The organism is Xenorhabdus griffiniae, from assembly GCF_037265215.1.
GTDB lineage: Bacteria > Pseudomonadota > Gammaproteobacteria > Enterobacterales > Enterobacteriaceae > Xenorhabdus > Xenorhabdus griffiniae.
In genome coordinates, this window is record NZ_CP147737.1 from 3,971,540 (window position 1) to 3,991,605 (window position 20,066).

Consider the following 20,066-nt stretch of genomic DNA (forward strand, 5'->3'; position numbering starts at 1 on the left):
ATGAAAGTATCCATCGAACTTAACGGCGAAATACTCTGGTATCGTGATGAAGAGAAAGGCGAGGGAATGGCTTCAACTGGATACGTAAAGGACGGCACACAGCAAAAAATCATTACCGCCCTTAAAGCTGCGTTATCTCAGGCTAAAGCTGAATCTTTATGCTGGGATAACCGAGATTGAATGTCGGATCTTTGCTGAACCTCCTCCTAAATCAATTGTGACATTCCAATACCCACTATAAGGAACGCCTAATCTTGCTGGGAGTTGTCGGAAAAAACCGCCCCCACCATGATGCTGAAATCCTCGGCGGTTCTTATAGTTATTAAAATTACTATCTGTCATTAACAAGATATTACATTGGTGTGAGCAATCAACCACAACGATATCGCCTTGATTGAGATGCATTCTTTTATGCAAGAACTGCATTATTTCCCCTTTTTAGAGGTAATCAGCCATCCCTCTAATTGCTGGTTAATCTTTGGCTGACCTAACAGCTTACCTTAACTATCAACCCATTACTTTTAACCTACTCACAGGGGTAACCATCGTTCACCCCACGGACGCCCATTGTTCTAATGGGGTGGAATATGAAGATGAAAGAAAATCCTGATTTATGGGCTGACTTACTCAACGGCCTAAAAAACTCGTGGCCGCAAATATCCGGTTCTGCTTTGGCAATAGCCATTTGTTACGGCCGACTAATTTACGACGGTGTGGAGCGGAAGAACCGCTGGGTAGAGGCGCTGCTTTGTGGGGCCTTATCATGGAGTGTATCCAGTGGTCTGGAGATGTTTGGCATTCCTATCAATTTTGCACCGGCTATCGGGGGCGCCGTTGGTTTTATTGGCGTTGAGAAAATCCGCGAGTTTGCTGTTCGTGCGATTAACAAACGGTTGGGAGATAAATAGTGAGCAGAGGCATTCGCAATCATAATCCGGGTAATATTGACTATAACCCGAAGAATGACTGGCAAGGTCAAGTTGGAATCGAGACAGGTGCAAAAAATCCTCGGTTCTGCCTGTTCAAATCGCCGGAGTATGGCATCAGGGCACTGATGAAGTTGTTAATCAACTACCACAAAGGCGGGCATAACAGTGTCTCTAAAATCATTAATCGTTATGCACCCAGCAATGAGAACAACACCACGGCTTACATTAACGGTGTTTCTGAGGCGGTGAACGTAGACCCAAATCAGGTTCTGGACATCAATAAACCGACGCTGATTGCACTGGCAAAAGCCATTATCCGGCATGAGAACGGCAATCAGCCGTATTCTGAGGCAACGTTTGAGAAAGCGTTTGAGATGCTATGACCGCCTACGAGAAGGTAGTACTCGTTATTATAGCCGGACTCATTGCTTGGTCTAGTTGGTTGATGGCATCGTTAAACGAAGTAAATGATTTAAATAAAAAACTAACGACTGACTTCAATGAACAAGTTGCTATCAACACTCGGCAGCAAGAACGGATCCAGCAACTCCACGAGCTGGACACCAAACACACTCAGGAACTCGCCCATGCCAAGACTGAAATCGATATTCTTCGGGCTGATGTTGCCGCTGGTCGTCGCAAGCTGCGTATCAAAGCCGCCTGCACCGTGTCTGAAACCGTTACCTCCAGCAGCGTGGGCGCTACAACCGCCGTCGAACTCACTGGAGAAACTGGACAAGCTGTTCTCGATATCCGAGAAGGCATCATCAACGACCGGGCAAAACTGAGCTATTTGCAGGAATATGTTAGGACTGAATGCGGAGTAACGAAATGAAAGATCCAATACTGGCATCAATAAAATTTGATACCAGCAAGTTAGATAAAAAAATAGATGAATTAAAATCAGCGTTTCCTAAAGGCATCCTTGAGCATATTGGCGACATAATCACCAGCTTGTTTAGTAATGTCATTTTTACTGATTGCTCTACCACAAGAAGCGCATTTGGTTCCTCTGAGGTCGTCTATTTTCTTGATATCGACGCTGGAGCGTACAACGAGATCCTTACGACAGTTAGGGCACTTAAAACTAAGCTTACTCATCAATAACATTCCTCATCTGACTGTGGAATGACCAAGATATCAATTTTCCTTGACTGTGGATAGCAGGAAACCACTACTGCCTGAGGTGGTTAAATATGCAGGCTTTTATTTCTCTACCCATTCCCTGAGTGGCTACAGGAATAACCCATGCTGCCACCCGTTCCTATCGCGTACCCAGCGCACACGGGCTGGTGGCATTTTTATTTTCACCGCGCACCGAAAGCGCCAATCTAAACATCGAACCCTTATTTAGGAGTGAGCCTTTGAGGAGTCAGCTTGCTGATGCTCTTCGATGGGCTGATTTCCTATTTCGGCAAAGGTTCATTCCCTAAGTAAGGATAAGCATCGTGAGTACAGCATTAACTTTCAAAGAACATGAAATCGTTCCATTTGACAATAAGGACGGGAAGATTTGGTTTACGGGTAAACAAATGGCCGAGCTTCTGGGTTATGCTCGTGAAGACTCAGTCTCAAGGATTTATGATCGCAACAAAGATGAGTTCTCACCCGATATGACCATGGTCGTCAATCTGACGGTCAGCGGGGAAATCAATGGGTTACAGCATAAGGCGGTCAGAATTTATTCGCTTCGTGGTGCTCACCTTGTGGGGATGCTGTCGAAAACCAAAGTCGCCAAAGATCTTCGTAAATGGTTACTTGATCTGGCAGAGAAAGAACACCAACCACAGAACTTGGCTATGATGGATATGGAAAGCCTCAAAGAGTTAACCATTGGTGAAATGCAGAATCGCCTGGTGGCTGCCAATAAATGGTCATTCGACAACTTCGGTCGCAAAGGCAGTGACTTAATGAACTTGCGCAAGCGCCATCTCAAGAAAATTCGTAAGGCTGAGAAGGCCATCCTTGAATTATCACAGCTTGCTTTGCCTGGACTGGACGAGTTCCCCGATGAGGAAGAACCCGCATGAACCACGAACAATTTATCCAGAAGAACGTACAGGCCGAGTTAACCAAGCTCGGCTTTTCTTCATCTATAGCGGGGATGGCGAGTGACCGTGCAAAAGAACATTACCGCCGTTCAGCATCAGCGAGCAGGAAAGGTAAGCTGTTTGATGACTGTCTGAGTATCGCTAAGGCATGGGCGAGCAAGTACGAAAGACGATGATTTTATAAAATGCTGTAAACGTCATTCTAGGAGTGGCGTTGATAGAATTTTGTATAGGTTTTGGTCACTCGCGGTCTCGAAAATTGTCGGGGTTATATCAACCCGAGTAGTTATTTATTCTGATTTATGGGAAAAAGATGGCTACATTAAATGATCTAACCAACCGCCTGACCACAATCAGAAAACAAATCCCGTTCGCCGTGGCTCAGGCACTCACTCAGGTCGCGCGTGAGATAGAAAAAGCCCAGAAAGTGGCATTTGAACGCAAACTGGAAAGCCCAACACCATTTACGGTTAAGGCGGTAAGAAGTAAAGGGGCGCGTAAGGATGATCTGACTGCGAAAGTGTATGTATTGCCAACGGCTGCCGGTTATCTGGAACCGTTTGAACAAGGTGGCGTGCATAAGCTGAATGGCTCTGCCTTGCTCAACCCTAAGAACGTCAAACTCAACAAGTATGGCAACTTACCGCGTAACAAACTGAATCAGCTAAAAGGCAAAGAGGATACCTTTATTGGTGAAGTCTCTACACGGTACGGAGAAGACGTTAATGGCGTATGGCAGCGTAAGAAAGCTAAGAAAGTGAAAAAGAACAAGAGGCGGTTAAAACGCTCACCGAATGGCACCCGCCGACCGAGGCAGAAACAGCGACCGCCAAAACTGCTTATTCGGTTTGGCGATGCCCTGCCAGTTGAACCGGTACTCGGTTATCAGGAACGTGCGCAACAAATGGCTCAGGCACTAATGCCGCGAGCGATAAGCAGGGCATTGAGTGAGGCAATCCGAACAGCGAAATGAATTGAGACCGCGGTCCCAACTAGATGAGGTTGAACTATGGGAATGATAATCTCGGTAGTCATAACATTGATAGTCGTCATATTCATTTTAATTACGTCGAATGGTTCATATCCCGCCAATGTGTCCTGTCCACCACCACGACCAAAAAGACGAGTTGATGAGGCTGAGACCGCGGTCCCAACTATTACCCATAAAAACAGGGAATAAATATCATGATACACAGTTACATACGGCAACTAACCTTGCTGAAAACACAAATAGAGTCATCATTGCGATATATTGAGTCTATTCAAAGCAAAGAAGCCGAAGCAGAATCTGCAGCAGAAAATGATTTGAAATTATTACTGCCCTATCACCTACAGGAATTAGATATTGCACCATCATTCGATAAGCAAAGGATGGAGGAGAAAGCAATACTGAGTAGAGCATGCGGCTCAAAGAAACACCCAGTGACGTGGATTATTCAGCTGGGTGCGGAAAATGTACTATTCAGTCGTGTGATAAACGGGCGCATAGATGAGAGCTACGTATCCGTTAATAGACAAAAAGCTAACGTTTATGCAGCAGCTATTTTGAATGATCTTGAACCACCAAGACATCTTCAGAAGTCCGATAAACCGACTGGTCAAACTCAATCTGAATGTAGCTAATTGCGAGAGGAAACATCGACATGAGCAGCAAGTTCTGGAAGGTAACAGTGATAGTAGCGACGCTTAATTTTTTTGGGTCCTTCCTAACTGATTGATATATCACGGGCATTGCGCGCCGCGTTTTTTCACTAGCTATCAACTTTTGAAATTTGGGTAACAGGTAACACAGAGGTAACAGATGAACCAGTCCGAATTTGCCAAATTGCATGGGGTCAGCCGTAAGACCGTCACCACGTGGAAAGCTCGTGGCTGGCTGGTTATGACGGATGACGACATCGATGTTGAAGCGTCAAACGCCAACATTGAACGTTACCGGAAAACTGTTACCCGCAACGAAAAAAAGCCCAAAGGTAACACGCAGGGTAACAACAAGGGTAACGGGTCAGGTAACAAACAAGGTAACACGCCTGAAGTGGACACACCGGCAAAAATTGTGGAGCGTATCCTCACGGAACGGGGCGCAGACATGACACTGGATGAAGCCCGCACCATGAAGGAAAACTATCTGGCGTTGCTGACCCAGCATGATTATGACCTGAAATCCGGTCAGGTGTTACCGTGGCAAGATATGATCGAGGCTGTCGGACAAGAATACTCACGTATGCGTACCCGCTTGATTGCTATCGCGCCCGAACATGGTCCCCGATTGCGGGCATTGGCGACCACCTCAACGGATACGGAGTTTGTGGCAGCCTTGCAGGAAATCATTCATGAGGCGATGGAGGAATTAAGCCTTGATAACAGTACACACAGGGCAGAGGGGGGATAATGCATGGCAACACTTCACCCGTGCACTGGTTCAGAAACGTGCTGATATCAGACCTCCAGAGCCGTTATCTTTAAGTGAGTGGGCTAATAAATACGCGGTATTGTCTAAAGAAAACAGCGCCCAGACGGGTAAATTCCGGTCGTTTAAATATCAGGATGGCATGATGGATGCCATCACCGATCCCTCAGTCACCCAAGTCTCTGTCATGAAATCAGCCCGTGTCGGGTACACCAAGATACTGGATCACGTGGTAGGTTATTATCTGTCACATGACCCATCACCCATATTGGTGGTACAGCCCCGCGTAGAGGATGCGGAAGATTACAGCAAGACTGAAATTGCCCCGATGCTACGGGACACGCCGGTATTGAAAGATATCGCCGGCGAAGCGAAAGCTAAAGATTCTAACCAGACCATCCTGAAAAAGACCTTTTCCAACGGGGCTAACCTGACATTGGTCGGGGCGAATTCACCGGGCGGATTTCGGCGTATCACCTGCCGCATCATTCTGTTTGATGAAGTAGACGGCTATCCCTCCGGTGGCGCCGGAGCGGAAGGTGACCAGATTGCGCTGGGTATCAAACGAAGTGAAACATTCTGGAACCGGAAGATTGTGCTGGGTTCAACGCCGACAGTAAAAGAAACCAGTCGGATAGAAAAAGCGTTCTGTGACAGCGATCAACGTTATTACTATGTGCCGTGCCCGCATTGTGGTGAATATCAAGTGCTGGAATGGGGCGGCCCTGATACCCCGTATGGCATAAAATGGGAAAAAGATGAAAGCGGCAACGGGTTACCAGAGACTGCCTATTACGTCTGTCGCCATCACGGTTGTGTCATTCAGGACAGCGACAAGCCCGGCATGATTAAACAGGGTGAATGGCGCGCGAGTAAACCGTTTAAAGGCCATGCGGGCTTTCATATCTGGGCGGGTTACAGCCTGTTCCCCAATGCGGCATGGAAACATCTGGTCGCAGAGTGGTTACGGGTCAAAAATGATCCCCTGATGCGACAAACATTCATCAACCTTGTGCTGGGTGAACCCTACGAAGACCGGGGCGAAAAAGCCCTGAGTGAACGTAAGATGCTGGAGCGTTGCGAGGTCTGGGCGGCAGAGGTTCCTGACGGTGTGGCTGTGTTAACCGCAGGTATTGATACTCAAGATGGCCGATTTGAAATTGAGGTTGTAGGTTGGGGACGAAATGAGGAAAGTTGGTCAATTTCGTTTGATGTCATTGAGGGGGATCTGGAAACTGACGAACCGTGGCGGAGGCTGGATGCCTATTTAAAACAGGTCTGGCGACGTGCCGATGGTTATGGTTTTACCATTATGGCGGCCTGCATGGACTCCGGTGGTCACCATACCCAGCGGGTCTATGATTTTGCCCGCGAACGGTTGGGTAGGCGGATTTGGGCGATTAAAGGGGAATCGGCACGAGGCGGCGCACGCTCACCCATCTGGCCGACCAAACGCCCAACCCCTCGCAGTAAATCCAGTTTCAAACCGATTATCATTGGCGTCAATGCGGCTAAAGATGCTATCCGTGCCCGGCTGCATATTGAGCCACCCGAAGCGGGTGAGCCGGCTCCGGCCTATATGCATTTCCCTGTTGACCGGGACTTAAATTATTTCAGTCAGTTACTGGCGGAGCGATCGGTAATTAAAATTTCTGGTGGTCAGCGTTACCGTATTTGGGAACAAATCCCCGGACGCGCGAATGAGGCGCTCGATTGTCGGGTCTACAGCTATGCTGCGTTATGTGGCCTGCTGTATCTGGGATTAAAACTCAATGTCCTGGCAACCACAATTGAGGCCAATCCCGGCAGGCTGAAACCACCTCCAGCTGAACCGGAAACCAAAATCAACCTGCAATATCCCGGCGTGGTTATTCAGGAGCCGGATACACCCCAGAAACGTAAACCCATTTCACAGATGTTGCCATAGGAAAATTATGTTTAAACGCAATACTGGTTTACTGGCAGGCATGAGCCGTGCCCAGCTTTTGGCTGCGCTGGAAACCGCGCAGGCCGCATACATTGATTTAGCGACAGGTAATAAAGGTGTTTCGTTTTCCTATTCTCAGGGCGACGGGACGCGTTCAGTGTCCTATCAACCCACAGATTTAGGTCATCTGCTGGCGCTGATCCAGATGATACAGATGCAGTTAGGTATCAGCACACGACATCCTGCGAGGTTTAGATTCTGATGACCATTCAAATATTGGGACCGGACGGCAAACCGTTAGCACCGTCCCGTCCCCGTTATTCCATGCTGACGGGCGGTAGCCGCGTTCCCTACGATGCCGCCGATTCGTTCAGTGATCAACTGGCAAATTGGCAGCCTGCACTGTGGTCGCCGGATAACGAAATCAATATCTATCGTGACCGCATTGTGTCGCGCGTTCGGGATTTGGCGCGTAATGACGGCTGGGCGGCAGGTTCCATTACCCGTGTACTGGATAATGCTATCGGCGCGAATTTTCGCCCTATTCTGAAACCCGATTACCGAATGCTGGCATTGTTAACCGGTAATAAATCATTTGATGTCACATGGGCAGCAGAATACCGCAAAGTCGTTGAGGCGCACTGGCGTTCGTGGGCTGATGACCCCGGACGCTACTGTGATGTGGAGCGTAAACAAACCGTCTCCCAGATGATGAGATTGGCATTTCGTCACAAACTGCTCGACGGTGACGCACTGGCGGTTCTGCAATACCGGACTGATCGGTTAGGTCAGGGGCGAGGGCGTTATGCAACCACTATTCAGATTGTCGATCCCGATCGTCTCAGTAATCCGCAGGAAATGATGGATATGGAGTACGTGCGCGGCGGCGTGGAAATCGACAGTGACGGCGCACCCATTGCCTATCATATCCGCGAGGCACATATGGGGGATTGGTGGAGTGGTAAAAAAACCATGACGTGGGAGCGTATTCCGCGTGAAACCTCGTGGGGGCGACCGCACGTGGTCCATGATTACGACCATGAACGTGGGGCACAACACCGCGGAAATGGGATGTTAACCCCGGTTGTTCAGCGTCTGAAAATGCTCATCAAATACGACCAGAGCGAACTGGAATCGGCAATACTCAATTCCATCTTTGCCGCCTATATCGAATCGCCCTATGACCCCGCAGCAGTCGAGGCGGCATTGGGTGATACGGGGATGAGTGACGACCCTAATCTGGGGGCATATCAGAGCGGTCGGGTAGAGTTTCATAACGAACGTCGGTTATCCCTGCAAAACGGGGCACGAATGCCAATTCTGTATCCGGGAGAAAAAATCACGACCGTCAATGCCGCCAGACCGCACAGCAATTTTGAGATATTTGAGAGTGCGGTACTGCGCAACATTGCCTCGGCAACCGGATTATCAACCCAACAGGTTACACAGGATTGGTCGGATGTGAACTACAGTTCTGCCCGTGCAGCGATGCTGGAGGCATGGAAAACCCTGACCCGTCGTCGTGACGATTTTTCTATCGGTTTTTCCCAGCCGATATTGAGTGCATTCGTCGAGGAACTGCACGACACCGTGGAATTACCATTACCCAATGGTGCACCGGATTTTCTGGACGCACGGGCGGCGTATTGTCGGTCACGTTGGATTGGTCCCGGTCGGGGCTGGGTTGACCCGGTAGCGGAAAAAGAGGGCGCTATTATGGGGCTGGAAGCCGGTTTATCGACACTTGAAATTGAGATTGCGGAAAACGCCGGTGGTGACTGGGAGGAGTTTATGGATCAACGGGCGCATGAAATACAAGTGTGTCAGGAACGCGGATTGCCGCTACCCAGCTGGGCGCAATCCCGCCTGACAACCGACAGCAAAACAGAGGAATTCAACCCATGAATTTACCCCATTTAGCCCAGCGGTTATTTAATGTGCCGCTGGCAATTCATCCGCGCAAAGCTGAGGTGGTTATGGCCGCGCTGACAGACCGCTTTGGTATCACCCAGATTCAGGCTGGAATGGACTGGGATGATGAGGGCGATTCATTTTCCCGTCGTAGGCGTGATACGGGTTATGACGTTTTAGAGGGAATTGCCGTTATTCCAGTACAAGGAACGTTGGTGCAAAAACTCGGTACGCTGCGGCCATATAGTGGTATGACGGGCTATGACGGGATTCGTCAATCATTTTTGACAGCGCTCAATGACCCTGATGTGAATGGAATTTGTCTGGATATCGATTCGCCCGGCGGCGAGGTTGCTGGTTGTTTTGATTTGGTCGACCTGATTTATCAGTCACGGGGTGAAAAACCGATTCATGCCATTTTGACGGAAAATGCCTACTCCGCTGCCTATGCCATCGCCAGTGCCGCGGATAAAATTACCGTGCCGCGCACCGGTGGTATGGGTTCAGTGGGAGTGATTGTGATCCATTGTGACTGGTCACAGAAAATTAAACAGGACGGATTAACCGTCACGATAATTACCTATGGTGATCGTAAAGCCGAGAGCAACCCGTATGTAAAATTAAGTACGGAGGCGCAGCAGGCTATTCAATCGGATGTTGACACAATGGGAAAATTGTTTGTCAGCACCGTCGCTCGTAACCGCGGGATGACAGAAAAAACAATACGTGACACACAGGCCGCCTGCTATCTGGCGGCTGAGGGTGTTCAGCTGGGGTTGGCTGATGTTGTGGCTACACCTGATATCGCATTTCAAACACTAATGAAAGAATCTGGAGTTTAACGATGTTTAAATTTGCACATTTGTTAGGAACCAAAGCTCGTGCCACTGATGAGCGCGAGGAAGACGAAAAAGCACGCAAGGCAAAATCTCGCGCGGAAGAGGAAGAAGACGAGAAAGACGCCGAAGAAGATGATCCGGATGCAGAAGACGAAGATGATGAAAAGGAAGGCAAAAAGGCGAAAAAAGCGAAAAAGGCTGAGTCAGAAGACGATGACCCAGACGCGGAAGACGATGATGATGCCGATGCTGGCGAAAACGAGAACGTCAAAAAAGGCCGTCGCGCTGAGCGCAAACGCTGCGCCAGTATCTTTGGCAGCAAATATGCAGCAGGTCGCCCTGATATAGCAGCACATTTGGCGTTCAATACCAAAATGTCAGCGAGTGAGGCTATCAGCACATTAAAAGCGGTGGGGGCAGTTCAGCCTGCACCTGCCAGAGTGTCACTGGACAGCAGAATGCGCACCGAACAACAGGTGCGATTGGGTCCCGATGCTCAGCAGCCCGCGAAAGGCTCTGCGGCTGCACTGGCGCAGCAGATGACGGGTTTATACAACACCAATAGAGGAACAAAATAATGGATCAATTTTCCAATAACCCATTTCAACCGGGTGTCCGTCAGTCGGTTTATGTGCCTGACCAGCTCATTGCAGGGCAACTGCAATTAGTTACTGATACCGCGACCATTGCGAAATCCGGCATTCTGAAGCGCGGTACGGTGCTGGGTCAAATCACCGCGACACGTGAGTATGTGTTCAGTAAAAAATCCGCAACAGATGGTAGTCAAATCCCATGTGCCATTCTGGTAGATGATGTAGACACGACAGACGGTAGCGCTAGCGGTGGTGTTTATTTGATGGGTGAATTCAATCAGAACCGCATTATTTATGATGAGAGCTGGAAATTGCCCGAATTAACCACCGAACTCCGCAAACTCTCTATTTTCCTGCGCGACAGCGTAACCGCCTAATTTAATTCCAACAGACGTCCTGATGCGGTCACCGTAGGCACTGTGACGTCTATTTAACGAGAGAATGTATGAATATTTACGATACCAACGTTTTAATTCAGGTTGTCCCTAACCTGATAACCAGTCAGAACTGGTTGCTGGATAAATTTTTCCCGAACGTAGTAGAGTCCGACACCGAAGAAGTGGCGATTGATGTGGATGTCGGCCTGCGCCGTATGGCCCCGTTTGTTTCCCCGCTGGTGCAGGGTAAATTGGTTGAATCCCGTAAATTCCAGACCAACACGTTCAGGCCTGCCTATATCAAAGACAAGAGGGCGCCAGATTTGCGTAAACCGATTCGTCGACAAATTGGTGAGCGTATTGGCGGTCAATATACCGCCGCTGAGCGTGAGATGTTAAATATCCAATTTGAGTTAGCCGACCAGATCGACATGATTAACCGCCGTCTGGAGTGGATGGCAGCCAGCGCACTGACAACCGGCACTATCACCGTTTCAGGCGAAGGGTATGAAACGAAGATTGTCAATTTCGGTCGCTCCGCCGAATTGACTGTCACTCTGAGCGGGAGTGATAAATGGCCAACACGGGTAGATGCAGGCAAAACCAACAGCCAGCCAACGCAGGATATTGAGGAGTGGTCGCAGCGCATTCTGGAAAATTCTGGTGCCGTTCCTACTGATTTGGTATTTACCACTAAATCGTGGAATGCATTTCGTCTGGACACCACAGTCGAAGATAACGCCATCACGTTCCCAGCTCTCAACCCCTACGGTAACCAGATTAACCCGGGTACGCAGGTGCAGAAAGGCGCCGTCTATAAGGGGCGTTGGGGGCAGCTTGATTTGTGGGTGTATAACGACTGGTTTATTGACCCTGTGGATGGCAAAAAGAAGCCCATGCTACCGGATGGCACGGTCATTATGTCTAGCGCGGATTTGATGGGGACGCGGGTATTTGGTGCGATACTCGATCCTGCATTTAATTACGGCCCAATGGCGTATGCGCCTAAATCGTGGTTACAGGAAGATCCTGCGCAGCGTTTTCTGATGGTGCAGTCTGCGCCGCTGGTTATTCCTAGCCGTGTTAATGCGGCATTATGCGCAACGGTGGTGTGAGATGGCGAAAAAAACTCAGTCGGGCGCTCAGACAGACGATTTGGGCGGATTACCGCCTGAATTGCAGACAGACCCGATTCAACATTCCGCCCAGCCAGCGGTTCAACCTGAGACAGAATCTATCAAATTAGATGATGACGACGAGCCAGCCTCTGAATTTGTCGTTGTTAACGGTCGAACTGTCCGGCATAACGGGATCGATTACCCTGAGAACACGTTGATTGAAGTCTACGGTGAGGATGCTAACCGATTGATTCAGTTGGGCGTTATCGTGAAATTGGATGACCTGAAATCACAGTTATTATCCAACAATCAACAGGGGGCGTAATGCCAATCGACTGGGATAAACATTTGCTCGCACCGCTGCATAAACAATTTGCCGAGCGTGTGAACTGGCGACCTCAATCTGGCGAACCTTACGACATTATGGGCGTGTTTGATCGCGCCTATACTCAGCAGGTGGAATCGCTGGACGGGGACAGCAGTATCAATACCACCAAACCCCTGTTAGGTGTTCGTGATGCGATATTCAAATCCCCGCCTCAACAGCATGACCGTGTGTTTGTGTACAGCATCAATGCTGAATTTACCGTGAGTGACGTGCAACCTGATAGTCACGGTGGAACACATTTGCAACTCAACAGGGTTAAACGTAAACAATGAACGCATCAACTATACGTAATTTGGTCGTTTTGGCACTCATCGGTAAAACGGATGCGAAATCCCGTGTTTATTCCCCGCGCGACTGGTCAACGCGGGGGCGTGACTATCCGTGTATATTGGTGCAAACGCCGTTTGATCATAAAAAATCGCTGGGCCGTAATATTCCGCAGTTTAATACCGTAACCACCGTCAGGGTCACAGGCAGAATAGAGGAATTTGACGACGATACTGATAGCGGTGCGGAACAGGCAGAACTGGCACTGGAGGCATTGCGGGAGCAAATCGAGCGGGCGGTAATCAACAGCTATGACCTGACAAAAGAAGTCCAACAGTTTGCTGAAATTCGGTCACAAATTGATATCGATGCCAGTGGCGAGGGACATTTTGCGCAGCTCCTGATGGACATTGATATCGAATACTATCAGGGACCGGAGGATTTTTACCCCATTGAGGCAAATCCGCTGGCGAGCATAGACATCACTGTCGCTATGCCTGAGCACACACCAGAACCCCATATTCATATTAATCTGGAGTAATTCCATGCTTGTAAAACCCGTTGCTGGGCGGCGTGTTCGCTGCCCGGTCAGGGGCGAGTTTTTGCCCGAATCCGGTGCAGATGTGCCGGATAATTTGTTTTGGCATCGCCGATTAAGAGATGGCGACGTCGAAATTTATCAGATGGTTGCTGAAACCAAAGTTGCCAAAAAAGGCACTCAGGAGACTGAATAATGGCAATTCCTTTTTCCCGAATTCCCAATAACCTCAGAACGCCACTGTTTTTTGTGGAATTCGATAACTCGATGGCGAATAGTGCCACAGCAACCCAGCGCTCGCTCATTATCGGGCAAATGCTGGATAATGCGGCGGCAACGCCAGATATTCCGGTACGTATTTCCTCCGCAGAACAGGCTGCCTCACAGTGTGGTCACGGCTCATTACTGCATGGTATGACCGCCGCGTATCTGGCAAACGATCAGGCCGCGGAGTTGTGGGTGCTGCCCCTGAAAGACGGCGATAATTTGCTGTCTGCCAGAGGGTCGATTGAGATCACCTCCCAGTCAACCCATGCGGGCGTGATTTCACTGTATATAGCCGGACAGCGTGTGCAGGTCACGGTCATGGCAACGGATAAAATGCCGCAGATCGCCGAGTCTCTGGCTACCGCAATTAACCGTAAAATTGCTCTGCCAGTGACCGCAACCGCGGCCAATAACACGGTCACATTGACCGCGAAAAACAAAGGCGTACACGGTAACGGCATGGATATCAGCCTTAATTATCGGGGGCAGGCAGGCGGTGAGGAAACTCCAGTAGGTATGGCGTTACGTATCACCCCAATGGCAGGCGGTGCGGGCGCCCCAGAGTTGAAAAATGGACTGGCTAACCTCAGCGATCGGGCGTTTGATTTTATCGTCAACCCGTATACTGATACGACGTCACTCGATGAACTCAAATCATTTTTATCCGATACCGGTGGGCGTTGGTCATGGGAAAATCAACTCTACGGCCATTCATTCAGTGCAGTGAGTGGCACCTACGGGGAACTGGCAGATACTGGTGAACGCCGGAATAACCAGCACGAATCGCTGCTGGGGGTCACCAAATCCCCATCCCCCAATTACATTTGGGCGGCGGCAATCGCTGGCGCAACAGCACCGAGTTTGCGTAATGACCCCGGCAGGCCGCTGCAAACATTGCCTGTCATGGGTGTATTGCCTCCCGCAGCAGAAAATCAGCTCGACCTGATTGATCGCAATAACCTGCTGCACAGTGGGATTTCGACGTTTACGGTGGCTGATGATGGCACGGTACAGATAGAAAACGTAATCAGCACCTACCAGAAAAACCCCTACGGCGACAATGACGACAGCTATTTGCAGATAGAAACGTTGTTTTTGCTGATGTTCGTCTCGCGCTATATCCGCACGCAAATTACGTCAAAATTTGGGCGAATGAAACTGGCAAAAGACGGCACCCGTTTTGCACCCGGTTCTGCCATCGTCACGCCTAATATTGTCCGAGCGGAACTCATCGCTCAGTACCGGACACTGGAATATAACGGCTATGTGCAGGACGCTAAATCATTTGCAGACGGACTGCGAGTCGAGGTGAACGCACACAACCCGAACCGTCTGGATGTCCTCTGGACAGGCACCTTGATCAACCAGTTGAGAGTGTTCGCACTGCTCAATCAATTCCGTCTGCAACCGACGTCATGAGGTAACTATGGGAAATACAAGTAGAAGGTTGGCGGGTACAGCCTACGTCACGGTAGATGGTATGTCCATTATGGTTGTGGGGGATTTTACCTACAGCCCCTCAACCGTCACCCGCGAGACATTAACCGGCATGGATTCTGTGCATGGGTATAAAGAAAAACCCAACGTGCCGTATATTTCCTGCCGGGTACGTGACAGTGGTGGGACCACGGTCGCAGATTTTAACAACCAGACCAATGCCACCATTGTGGCAGAGCTGGGGAATGGCAAAACCATCATCGGTGAAGGCATGTGGACGGTGAACACGCAGGAAGTGCGCAGCGAAGATGCGGAGTTCGAGGTTCGTTGGGAAGGTGTCTCGGTGACTGAAAACTAGGAGTTAACGTGGAAAAGACAAAAATTATACGGTTAGATACGCCAATTGAAAGTAACGGTGGCAAAGAGGTTTATCAGGAGATCCATCTTCGGGAGCCTGCATTGATTGAGGTTGAGCAGTTTTATGAGGCCCAGAGTAAAAACGCTCACAGTATATTGCCCGCAATGCGACTGTTAATTGCGTTAGTATCGGGTGTGCCTGAATCGGTGTTGAAAAAAATGGCAATCAGCGATTTTAACGTTTGTAGGGAGTTTTTGACGGGTTTTTTAGTCTACACACCCTCCGAGGTTGGCAACAACTAGCGGCGGATGTCACCTATTTTTACCGCTGGGGGCCACAGGATGCGTGGCTCCTGAGTCGGTCGCGGCTGAATTGGTGGGTTGAACAGGCTGAACGGATCAATAAAACGAGGTCGGGTAATGGGTAATGTATTTGATTTTCAAATGAATGCGGATGAAAACGTCACCAGAGCGATTTCTGAAATGGAGGCCAAACTAAAGCAGCTGAACCCATTGCTGAATTCAACCCGCGATGGATTGCGACTCGGCGGTAGTGAAACGCTGGAAAACACTAGTTCATTGAGCAACAAATTACGGGATATGTCACGCCATGCACAGGATAATGTGCAAAATATCGGTGATATGATCCCGCCGCTCAAGATGTTTGGGGAGTTATCGGGTAAATATCTGGATAAGGGATTAAAGTTGGGAGGTATTGGTGCTATCGGTTACGGTATCACCAAAATGGGGCAAAAGCTCAATGAACAGAGTAAAGATGCATATAACCTGAATGTCATGGCAAAAAACAACAATATGACCCCAGAGGAGTTTTCCCGATTATCCGGTGCGATGGTGATATTAGGTGCTGATGCGGATAAAGCCCGCGAGTCAGTCGATGGGTTATATAAAATCTTCAATGACCCACTCTGGTCTAGGAATGATGCAGCGTTAGCCCAATTAAATGAAATGGGCGTGTCTATTATTCGTAAAGACGATGGCACTGCCGATGTTACCAGGACAATGGAAGAACTAGCGAAGGTGTTTCCGACCTATTCTTCAGCCAAACAAAAAACCATTGCGGATTTTTTGGGTTTAGATGCGAATACACTGGCATTATTGCGTGAAGGCGCAAAATATAAGCAGTTATTAGCTAAATCAGACGCGCTAGGATTAACGGTTCCTAATGAGTTAAACCAGAAGCTCACTGAGTTAAATGGCACAATTAGCAGCTTGAATGCCTCATGGGAAGGGTTTAAGCAACGTGTCAGTAATTCAGTCACGGATTTTGCCCTGTCCGATGATTCAATTAATGATGGCCTTGACGGTATCAGTCAGGTCTTTGAGCATAATGACCGATTCGCCTACATGAAAGCACTGGGGGTGACACGGGGCAAGGAGGCGGATCAGTTACGCGAGGTGAAAGATAAGCCCGAATTCTATGATTCGTTGACTTGGGACGAAAAAACAGCAGTTAATTTAGGAATGATGACTGATGGTGTCAGGGGAAAATATCAGCAGTGGCAGCTTAAATATGGTGATAAAAAAATCGAATCGCCCCAAGTGCCTGAGCAAAAAACCGTTGAGCAGCAAAAGCATTATAAGGATATTTATAAAATGGCTGACTATTCTAACGGTGTGAATGTATTAGGCAAACAGCCTCGAGGCATTCGCAATAACAATCCGTTAAATATTGAATTTGCAAAGCAGAAAGGCGCGACGGTAGAGGATCACCCAGACAAACGGTTTGCTAAATTCAACTCACCTTACACTGGGCTGGAACGTACCGCTTGGCAGCTACGTCGATATTTCAATGGATTAACTGATGGGATCAAGCGCCAATCAGTTGAAGCAATAGTTGGAAAATGGGCACCTCCAGGCAGCACCGATAAAAATAGAACCGAGGCCTATATCCAACGAGTATCAAATATGATGGGGGTTAACAGAAGTGAGCGATTGGATTTAAACAATCATGATGTCATGTATGCGTTAATGAAATCGATGGGAATAGTGGAAAGTAAATCTTTTCCTTATGATAAAGATTTAGTTATGTCTGCTATCACAGGTGCTCCTGTATTAGCTCAGGCCTCAGAACCGGTTAAAGCACCAGTGCTAGCGCAAGCGCCAATTATCACACCACCCCAACTACCCGTTCAAAGTGAAGAGCCAAACATTAACGCTAATGCTGCCAATCACGAGGAGAAGAAAACACCGTCACTGTACGACAAGCAAAAGCAACAGTTTATATCGCTTTATGATCCACAAAGGGAGGTTGATGCAGGTGCTGAAATGACGAAATATTTTGCAAAAGCATTTCAGGAAGCGATAGGCGAAAATCCGCTTAAGCTTGAGATTACTTTGGTCAATGACAAAACGGGAGAACGGCAAAAATTCCTGTCTAATTCTGCCGGAAAAGTTACAACGTCGATGATATATTCTTAAGGAGATTGACATGTCGTCCACAATAGAAAAGAGATTCGATATTGGATGTAATTTCTGCGGCAAAATAAACGATGGTACTCATAAGTTCGTTGCGGGTTCGTATGGATATATCTGTTCACCCTGTATCACACAGTGTGTGAACATCCTTGCATCAGTCGCTGATGGTTCGACCTCTTACACCTTAAAGGGTGAGGAAAAGACTGGCAGCTACAAAAGTTAAATAAACTGCAGGTAAAGTCACAACTTCCATGCGTTATCCTTGAAGATGGCTTATATTTTATTCAGTAATGGTGGCTTTAGCATTCATGAATGAAATATGAGGCAGGTAGATAACAATGACTATATGGAATACTTTTTGGTTTATTATTGTGGTGTTTATTATCTCGCTGGTTATGGCTAAATTTTCAAAGTCAATCCAGCGTAGGAAAGTAGCAACTGTGATAGCTTGGTTGGCGGGCGGGTTTATAATTTTATCTATAATCACCATTAGTTGGCTACTGAATTCAAATGATCATACAGGATGTAATAATAAAGAAGGAGGGTTTTACGGAAGTAATAATAAACTCTGTTTTAATGATAATGAAGTCCAAGCTATAATAAATAAAACCAATGGAGAAAACACGGAAGTTTCTAAATTCACCGTATTGGGAAAGGATAAGGCTGTTATTTACATTAAAAACGCAGGTGAATATTTAATTTCAATTAATGGTAGTGATGTCAAAGTAACTCCATATAAAAAACAAGAGCAAGAAAGCCAAAATAACGATAGTGGCTTTAACAATAAAGAAAATGTAACTAAAATTAGTTGTTATAATAATTACATGGAAGACCCATATGATGGTTTTATATTTCCTAAGCGTAATAGTAGTCTTTATGGAGCGGAAAACCTAGTTTGCTATAAAGGTAGAGATATAACGACATGGGTTGCAGGGCATGGAATGAAAGTTACAACGGCGATAATCCCTAACCCTAGAGAATTATTCGCCATTGTTACGATAGAAGAGGAAAATCCCCAACAATACAAACCCAAAAGCAGCATCAGAGCAATCTATATAACTAGTGATGGTATTCGGGGAAAAAGAGACATCTTTACCCAAAGATACACTCAAGACCCTAAAAAAACATTATCTAAAATGAAAATAGTTGGCTACAACTACGAAAAAGGAATTGTTTATTTTTCTGTTCCTGCTTGGGCTGTTAGTCATGCTATACATGCTTTCACAATTCCTTTCGATAATAATTACAATTACGTAAGAGAGAAATTTATTACAGATGGTGATTTGACATTTGTAAATATGTCTAACTTATCAGGCAATCCAAAGGATGATAAATACATAGGTAGTTTAGTTGTTTCACAAAGTGAAATAATAGAGGGTGAGGGGCGCGTATACAACGAATACCTAATTTCACCAGAGGGAAAAAGGATCTGTGAATTGGATACAGATATTGAAGATTGGAAACTATACCTACCTTGTAAAAAATAGCCCCTAGGGGGCTATTTTGGTTGGCTTTATCAAAACATCTGCGGGAATACCGAACATGCAATGTAGGTTGCGGATCATGGGTAATGTCAAGCTACGCTTACGGTTCAAAACCTCATAAACGCGGTTCGATTTGCCGATAGCGGGTTCCAAGTCTTTAACTGTCAGACCGGATTGCTCCATTCTAAACTTGATAGCCTCAATGGGGTCTGGCGGGTCTATTGGATAATGCTCGGATTCATAAGATTCAATCAACAACACCATGACCTCCATAAAATCAAATTCAGGTGTGCCAATTTCTGGCTGATTATCAAACAGCGGCGCGATGGATTTTAATGCTGCTTGATAGTCTTGTTCAGTTCTAATGGGTTTAATATTCATTATTTACTCCGGTTCTACGGTGTTAGCATCTACAGCATCATATTGTTTATGTGTACCTATAAATTTGATGTACACCCAGCCCGCAGGATAAAAGATGGAGACGATTAATCGATAATCATTTCCTTTAATGTTGAATACCACACGATTGTTTTTCAGTATGCTCGCATTGCGATATTGAGCCTTGATGTCAGCAGGCGTCTTCCATATGGCTTTTTTGGCCTCATCAAACCAAGCTCTTAGTGGTTGTTCTGCGTCGGGGTGTTTTTTCCAAAACGCTTTCAGTGATGCAACGGATATTATTTTCATAATTTAATGATAGTCCCATAATGGGACTTTCGCAAGTGACAGTAAAATTT

30 protein-coding genes are annotated in these 20,066 nt (G+C 47.4%); 26 read left to right on the forward strand and 4 right to left on the reverse strand.

Annotated elements, in window-relative coordinates:
- Positions 1 to 180: an Rrf2 family transcriptional regulator gene (locus tag WDV75_RS17875; protein ID WP_273572363.1), complete on the forward strand. Its 180-nt coding sequence runs from the start codon at positions 1 to 3 to the stop codon at positions 178 to 180.
- On the opposite strand, the gene WDV75_RS17880 is transcribed toward WDV75_RS17875, so the two are convergent.
- Positions 157 to 426: a DUF1883 domain-containing protein gene (locus tag WDV75_RS17880; RefSeq protein ID WP_337927192.1), complete on the reverse strand. Its 270-nt coding sequence runs from the start codon at positions 424 to 426 to the stop codon at positions 157 to 159. The genes WDV75_RS17875 and WDV75_RS17880 overlap by 24 nt on opposite strands.
- Before the next feature lie 161 nt (positions 427 to 587).
- On the opposite strand from WDV75_RS17880, the gene WDV75_RS17885 reads away from it, so the two are divergent.
- Genes WDV75_RS17885 through WDV75_RS17895 form a run of 3 tightly spaced genes read left to right on the forward strand, consistent with a single transcriptional unit; the run spans position 588 to position 1,764 of the window.
- On the forward strand, positions 588 to 908 hold the full coding sequence (locus tag WDV75_RS17885) for a phage holin, lambda family (protein ID WP_422399054.1): 321 nt from the start codon (positions 588 to 590) through the stop codon (positions 906 to 908).
- On the forward strand, positions 908 to 1,312 hold the full coding sequence (locus tag WDV75_RS17890; RefSeq protein ID WP_273572336.1) for a structural protein: 405 nt from the start codon (positions 908 to 910) through the stop codon (positions 1,310 to 1,312). The genes WDV75_RS17885 and WDV75_RS17890 overlap by 1 nt, the downstream gene beginning before the upstream one ends.
- The gene (locus WDV75_RS17895) at positions 1,309 to 1,764 is read left to right on the forward strand and encodes a lysis protein (RefSeq protein ID WP_273572337.1); all 456 of its coding nucleotides are present in this window, start codon (positions 1,309 to 1,311) and stop codon (positions 1,762 to 1,764) included. The genes WDV75_RS17890 and WDV75_RS17895 overlap by 4 nt, the downstream gene beginning before the upstream one ends.
- A gap of 68 nt (positions 1,765 to 1,832) precedes the next feature.
- On the opposite strand, the gene WDV75_RS22190 is transcribed toward WDV75_RS17895, so the two are convergent.
- The gene (locus WDV75_RS22190; RefSeq protein ID WP_420497575.1) at positions 1,833 to 2,039 is read right to left on the reverse strand and encodes an ECs_2282 family putative zinc-binding protein; all 207 of its coding nucleotides are present in this window, start codon (positions 2,037 to 2,039) and stop codon (positions 1,833 to 1,835) included.
- Positions 2,040 to 2,377: 338 nt separating this feature from the next.
- On the opposite strand from WDV75_RS22190, the gene WDV75_RS17905 reads away from it, so the two are divergent.
- The 22 genes from WDV75_RS17905 to WDV75_RS18005 all read left to right on the forward strand — a co-directional run bounded on the left by WDV75_RS17905 (position 2,378) and on the right by WDV75_RS18005 (position 19,332).
- Positions 2,378 to 2,959, forward strand: coding sequence for a BRO family protein (locus tag WDV75_RS17905; RefSeq protein WP_273572416.1), 582 nt, complete (start codon positions 2,378 to 2,380; stop codon positions 2,957 to 2,959).
- Positions 2,956 to 3,156 carry a hypothetical protein gene (locus WDV75_RS17910; protein WP_338860017.1) on the forward strand — a complete coding sequence of 67 codons (201 nt, stop codon included), beginning with the start codon at positions 2,956 to 2,958 and terminating at the stop codon, positions 3,154 to 3,156. Before WDV75_RS17905 ends, WDV75_RS17910 begins: the two co-directional genes overlap by 4 nt.
- Before the next feature lie 137 nt (positions 3,157 to 3,293).
- The gene (locus WDV75_RS17915; RefSeq protein WP_273572404.1) at positions 3,294 to 3,953 is read left to right on the forward strand and encodes a hypothetical protein; all 660 of its coding nucleotides are present in this window, start codon (positions 3,294 to 3,296) and stop codon (positions 3,951 to 3,953) included.
- Positions 3,954 to 4,165: 212 nt separating this feature from the next.
- A complete protein-coding gene (locus WDV75_RS17920; protein WP_338860250.1) occupies positions 4,166 to 4,603 on the forward strand; it encodes a hypothetical protein in 438 nt (145 codons plus the stop codon).
- Between the two features lie 178 nt (positions 4,604 to 4,781).
- Positions 4,782 to 5,372 carry an RNA polymerase subunit sigma-70 gene (locus WDV75_RS17925; RefSeq protein WP_338803588.1) on the forward strand — a complete coding sequence of 197 codons (591 nt, stop codon included), beginning with the start codon at positions 4,782 to 4,784 and terminating at the stop codon, positions 5,370 to 5,372.
- Entirely contained in the window at positions 5,338 to 7,317 is a 1,980-nt protein-coding gene (locus WDV75_RS17930) for a phage terminase large subunit family protein (RefSeq protein ID WP_337927184.1), read from the forward strand. The genes WDV75_RS17925 and WDV75_RS17930 overlap by 35 nt, the downstream gene beginning before the upstream one ends.
- 7 nt (positions 7,318 to 7,324) lie before the next feature.
- Positions 7,325 to 7,579 (forward strand): gpW family head-tail joining protein, encoded by a 255-nt coding sequence (gene gpW / locus WDV75_RS17935; RefSeq protein ID WP_273571858.1) that lies wholly within the window; start codon positions 7,325 to 7,327, stop codon positions 7,577 to 7,579.
- On the forward strand, positions 7,579 to 9,222 hold the full coding sequence (locus tag WDV75_RS17940; RefSeq protein WP_420497559.1) for a phage portal protein: 1,644 nt from the start codon (positions 7,579 to 7,581) through the stop codon (positions 9,220 to 9,222). The genes gpW and WDV75_RS17940 overlap by 1 nt, the downstream gene beginning before the upstream one ends.
- Positions 9,219 to 10,070, forward strand: a complete 852-nt coding sequence (locus WDV75_RS17945) for a S49 family peptidase (protein WP_273571859.1) — start codon at positions 9,219 to 9,221, stop codon at positions 10,068 to 10,070. The genes WDV75_RS17940 and WDV75_RS17945 overlap by 4 nt, the downstream gene beginning before the upstream one ends.
- A 2-nt stretch (positions 10,071 to 10,072) precedes the next feature.
- On the forward strand, positions 10,073 to 10,645 hold the full coding sequence (locus WDV75_RS17950; protein WP_273571860.1) for a hypothetical protein: 573 nt from the start codon (positions 10,073 to 10,075) through the stop codon (positions 10,643 to 10,645).
- Positions 10,645 to 11,037 (forward strand): head decoration protein, encoded by a 393-nt coding sequence (locus tag WDV75_RS17955; protein ID WP_273571861.1) that lies wholly within the window; start codon positions 10,645 to 10,647, stop codon positions 11,035 to 11,037. Before WDV75_RS17950 ends, WDV75_RS17955 begins: the two co-directional genes overlap by 1 nt.
- Positions 11,038 to 11,105: 68 nt before the next feature.
- Positions 11,106 to 12,152 (forward strand): major capsid protein, encoded by a 1,047-nt coding sequence (locus WDV75_RS17960; protein WP_273571862.1) that lies wholly within the window; start codon positions 11,106 to 11,108, stop codon positions 12,150 to 12,152.
- A 1-nt stretch (position 12,153) separates the two neighbouring features.
- Positions 12,154 to 12,480 (forward strand): hypothetical protein, encoded by a 327-nt coding sequence (locus WDV75_RS17965; protein WP_273571863.1) that lies wholly within the window; start codon positions 12,154 to 12,156, stop codon positions 12,478 to 12,480.
- A complete protein-coding gene (locus WDV75_RS17970; RefSeq protein WP_273571864.1) occupies positions 12,480 to 12,815 on the forward strand; it encodes a head-tail joining protein in 336 nt (111 codons plus the stop codon). The genes WDV75_RS17965 and WDV75_RS17970 overlap by 1 nt, the downstream gene beginning before the upstream one ends.
- The gene (locus tag WDV75_RS17975) at positions 12,812 to 13,351 is read left to right on the forward strand and encodes an ATP-binding protein (protein WP_273571865.1); all 540 of its coding nucleotides are present in this window, start codon (positions 12,812 to 12,814) and stop codon (positions 13,349 to 13,351) included. The genes WDV75_RS17970 and WDV75_RS17975 overlap by 4 nt, the downstream gene beginning before the upstream one ends.
- A 4-nt stretch (positions 13,352 to 13,355) precedes the next feature.
- A complete protein-coding gene (locus WDV75_RS17980) occupies positions 13,356 to 13,544 on the forward strand; it encodes a DUF2635 domain-containing protein (protein WP_273571866.1) in 189 nt (62 codons plus the stop codon).
- The gene (locus tag WDV75_RS17985) at positions 13,544 to 15,034 is read left to right on the forward strand and encodes a phage tail sheath subtilisin-like domain-containing protein (RefSeq protein WP_273571867.1); all 1,491 of its coding nucleotides are present in this window, start codon (positions 13,544 to 13,546) and stop codon (positions 15,032 to 15,034) included. Before WDV75_RS17980 ends, WDV75_RS17985 begins: the two co-directional genes overlap by 1 nt.
- Positions 15,035 to 15,041: 7 nt before the next feature.
- Positions 15,042 to 15,410 (forward strand): phage tail tube protein, encoded by a 369-nt coding sequence (locus tag WDV75_RS17990; RefSeq protein ID WP_273571868.1) that lies wholly within the window; start codon positions 15,042 to 15,044, stop codon positions 15,408 to 15,410.
- A gap of 8 nt (positions 15,411 to 15,418) precedes the next feature.
- On the forward strand, positions 15,419 to 15,712 hold the full coding sequence (locus WDV75_RS17995; RefSeq protein WP_273571869.1) for a phage tail assembly protein: 294 nt from the start codon (positions 15,419 to 15,421) through the stop codon (positions 15,710 to 15,712).
- Positions 15,713 to 15,829: 117 nt separating this feature from the next.
- Positions 15,830 to 17,848, forward strand: coding sequence for a hypothetical protein (locus WDV75_RS18000; RefSeq protein ID WP_273571870.1), 2,019 nt, complete (start codon positions 15,830 to 15,832; stop codon positions 17,846 to 17,848).
- Positions 17,849 to 17,858: 10 nt separating this feature from the next.
- Complete coding sequence (locus tag WDV75_RS22195) at positions 17,859 to 18,068, forward strand: ClpX C4-type zinc finger protein (RefSeq protein ID WP_420497560.1); 210 nt, start codon at positions 17,859 to 17,861, stop codon at positions 18,066 to 18,068.
- 115 nt (positions 18,069 to 18,183) lie between these two features.
- Complete coding sequence (locus WDV75_RS18005) at positions 18,184 to 19,332, forward strand: hypothetical protein (RefSeq protein WP_273571871.1); 1,149 nt, start codon at positions 18,184 to 18,186, stop codon at positions 19,330 to 19,332.
- A 3-nt stretch (positions 19,333 to 19,335) separates the two neighbouring features.
- Here WDV75_RS18005 and WDV75_RS18010 read toward each other — a convergent pair whose 3' ends face one another.
- Positions 19,336 to 19,710, reverse strand: coding sequence for a helix-turn-helix domain-containing protein (locus WDV75_RS18010; protein WP_273571872.1), 375 nt, complete (start codon positions 19,708 to 19,710; stop codon positions 19,336 to 19,338).
- Positions 19,711 to 19,713: 3 nt separating this feature from the next.
- Positions 19,714 to 20,016 (reverse strand): type II toxin-antitoxin system HigB family toxin, encoded by a 303-nt coding sequence (locus WDV75_RS18015; protein WP_273571873.1) that lies wholly within the window; start codon positions 20,014 to 20,016, stop codon positions 19,714 to 19,716.
- Positions 20,017 to 20,066 lie beyond the last annotated feature (50 nt).

Excerpts from the sequence above, each read along its gene's own strand:
- WDV75_RS17960 (WP_273571862.1), top strand. The coding sequence starts at position 11,106 with ATGAATATTTACGATACCAACGTTTTAATTCAGGTTGTCCCTAACCTG.
- WDV75_RS17980 (WP_273571866.1), top strand. The coding sequence starts at position 13,356 with ATGCTTGTAAAACCCGTTGCTGGGCGGCGTGTTCGCTGCCCGGTCAGG.
- WDV75_RS17910 (WP_338860017.1), top strand. The coding sequence starts at position 2,956 with ATGAACCACGAACAATTTATCCAGAAGAACGTACAGGCCGAGTTAACC.
- WDV75_RS17875 (WP_273572363.1), top strand. The coding sequence starts at position 1 with ATGAAAGTATCCATCGAACTTAACGGCGAAATACTCTGGTATCGTGAT.
- WDV75_RS22190 (WP_420497575.1), bottom strand. The coding sequence starts at position 2,039 with ATGTTATTGATGAGTAAGCTTAGTTTTAAGTGCCCTAACTGTCGTAAG.
- gpW (WP_273571858.1), top strand. The coding sequence starts at position 7,325 with ATGTTTAAACGCAATACTGGTTTACTGGCAGGCATGAGCCGTGCCCAG.
- WDV75_RS17940 (WP_420497559.1), top strand. The coding sequence starts at position 7,579 with ATGACCATTCAAATATTGGGACCGGACGGCAAACCGTTAGCACCGTCC.
- WDV75_RS17880 (WP_337927192.1), bottom strand. The coding sequence starts at position 426 with ATGCAGTTCTTGCATAAAAGAATGCATCTCAATCAAGGCGATATCGTT.
- WDV75_RS17970 (WP_273571864.1), top strand. The coding sequence starts at position 12,480 with ATGCCAATCGACTGGGATAAACATTTGCTCGCACCGCTGCATAAACAA.
- WDV75_RS18000 (WP_273571870.1), top strand. The coding sequence starts at position 15,830 with ATGGGTAATGTATTTGATTTTCAAATGAATGCGGATGAAAACGTCACC.
- WDV75_RS17990 (WP_273571868.1), top strand. The coding sequence starts at position 15,042 with ATGGGAAATACAAGTAGAAGGTTGGCGGGTACAGCCTACGTCACGGTA.
- WDV75_RS22195 (WP_420497560.1), top strand. The coding sequence starts at position 17,859 with ATGTCGTCCACAATAGAAAAGAGATTCGATATTGGATGTAATTTCTGC.
- WDV75_RS17985 (WP_273571867.1), top strand. The coding sequence starts at position 13,544 with ATGGCAATTCCTTTTTCCCGAATTCCCAATAACCTCAGAACGCCACTG.
- WDV75_RS18010 (WP_273571872.1), bottom strand. The coding sequence starts at position 19,710 with ATGAATATTAAACCCATTAGAACTGAACAAGACTATCAAGCAGCATTA.
- WDV75_RS17915 (WP_273572404.1), top strand. The coding sequence starts at position 3,294 with ATGGCTACATTAAATGATCTAACCAACCGCCTGACCACAATCAGAAAA.
- WDV75_RS18005 (WP_273571871.1), top strand. The coding sequence starts at position 18,184 with ATGACTATATGGAATACTTTTTGGTTTATTATTGTGGTGTTTATTATC.
- WDV75_RS17950 (WP_273571860.1), top strand. The coding sequence starts at position 10,073 with ATGTTTAAATTTGCACATTTGTTAGGAACCAAAGCTCGTGCCACTGAT.
- WDV75_RS17945 (WP_273571859.1), top strand. The coding sequence starts at position 9,219 with ATGAATTTACCCCATTTAGCCCAGCGGTTATTTAATGTGCCGCTGGCA.
- WDV75_RS17920 (WP_338860250.1), top strand. The coding sequence starts at position 4,166 with ATGATACACAGTTACATACGGCAACTAACCTTGCTGAAAACACAAATA.
- WDV75_RS17925 (WP_338803588.1), top strand. The coding sequence starts at position 4,782 with ATGAACCAGTCCGAATTTGCCAAATTGCATGGGGTCAGCCGTAAGACC.
- WDV75_RS17975 (WP_273571865.1), top strand. The coding sequence starts at position 12,812 with ATGAACGCATCAACTATACGTAATTTGGTCGTTTTGGCACTCATCGGT.
- WDV75_RS17955 (WP_273571861.1), top strand. The coding sequence starts at position 10,645 with ATGGATCAATTTTCCAATAACCCATTTCAACCGGGTGTCCGTCAGTCG.
- WDV75_RS17885 (WP_422399054.1), top strand. The coding sequence starts at position 588 with ATGAAGATGAAAGAAAATCCTGATTTATGGGCTGACTTACTCAACGGC.
- WDV75_RS17895 (WP_273572337.1), top strand. The coding sequence starts at position 1,309 with ATGACCGCCTACGAGAAGGTAGTACTCGTTATTATAGCCGGACTCATT.
- WDV75_RS18015 (WP_273571873.1), bottom strand. The coding sequence starts at position 20,016 with ATGAAAATAATATCCGTTGCATCACTGAAAGCGTTTTGGAAAAAACAC.
- WDV75_RS17965 (WP_273571863.1), top strand. The coding sequence starts at position 12,154 with ATGGCGAAAAAAACTCAGTCGGGCGCTCAGACAGACGATTTGGGCGGA.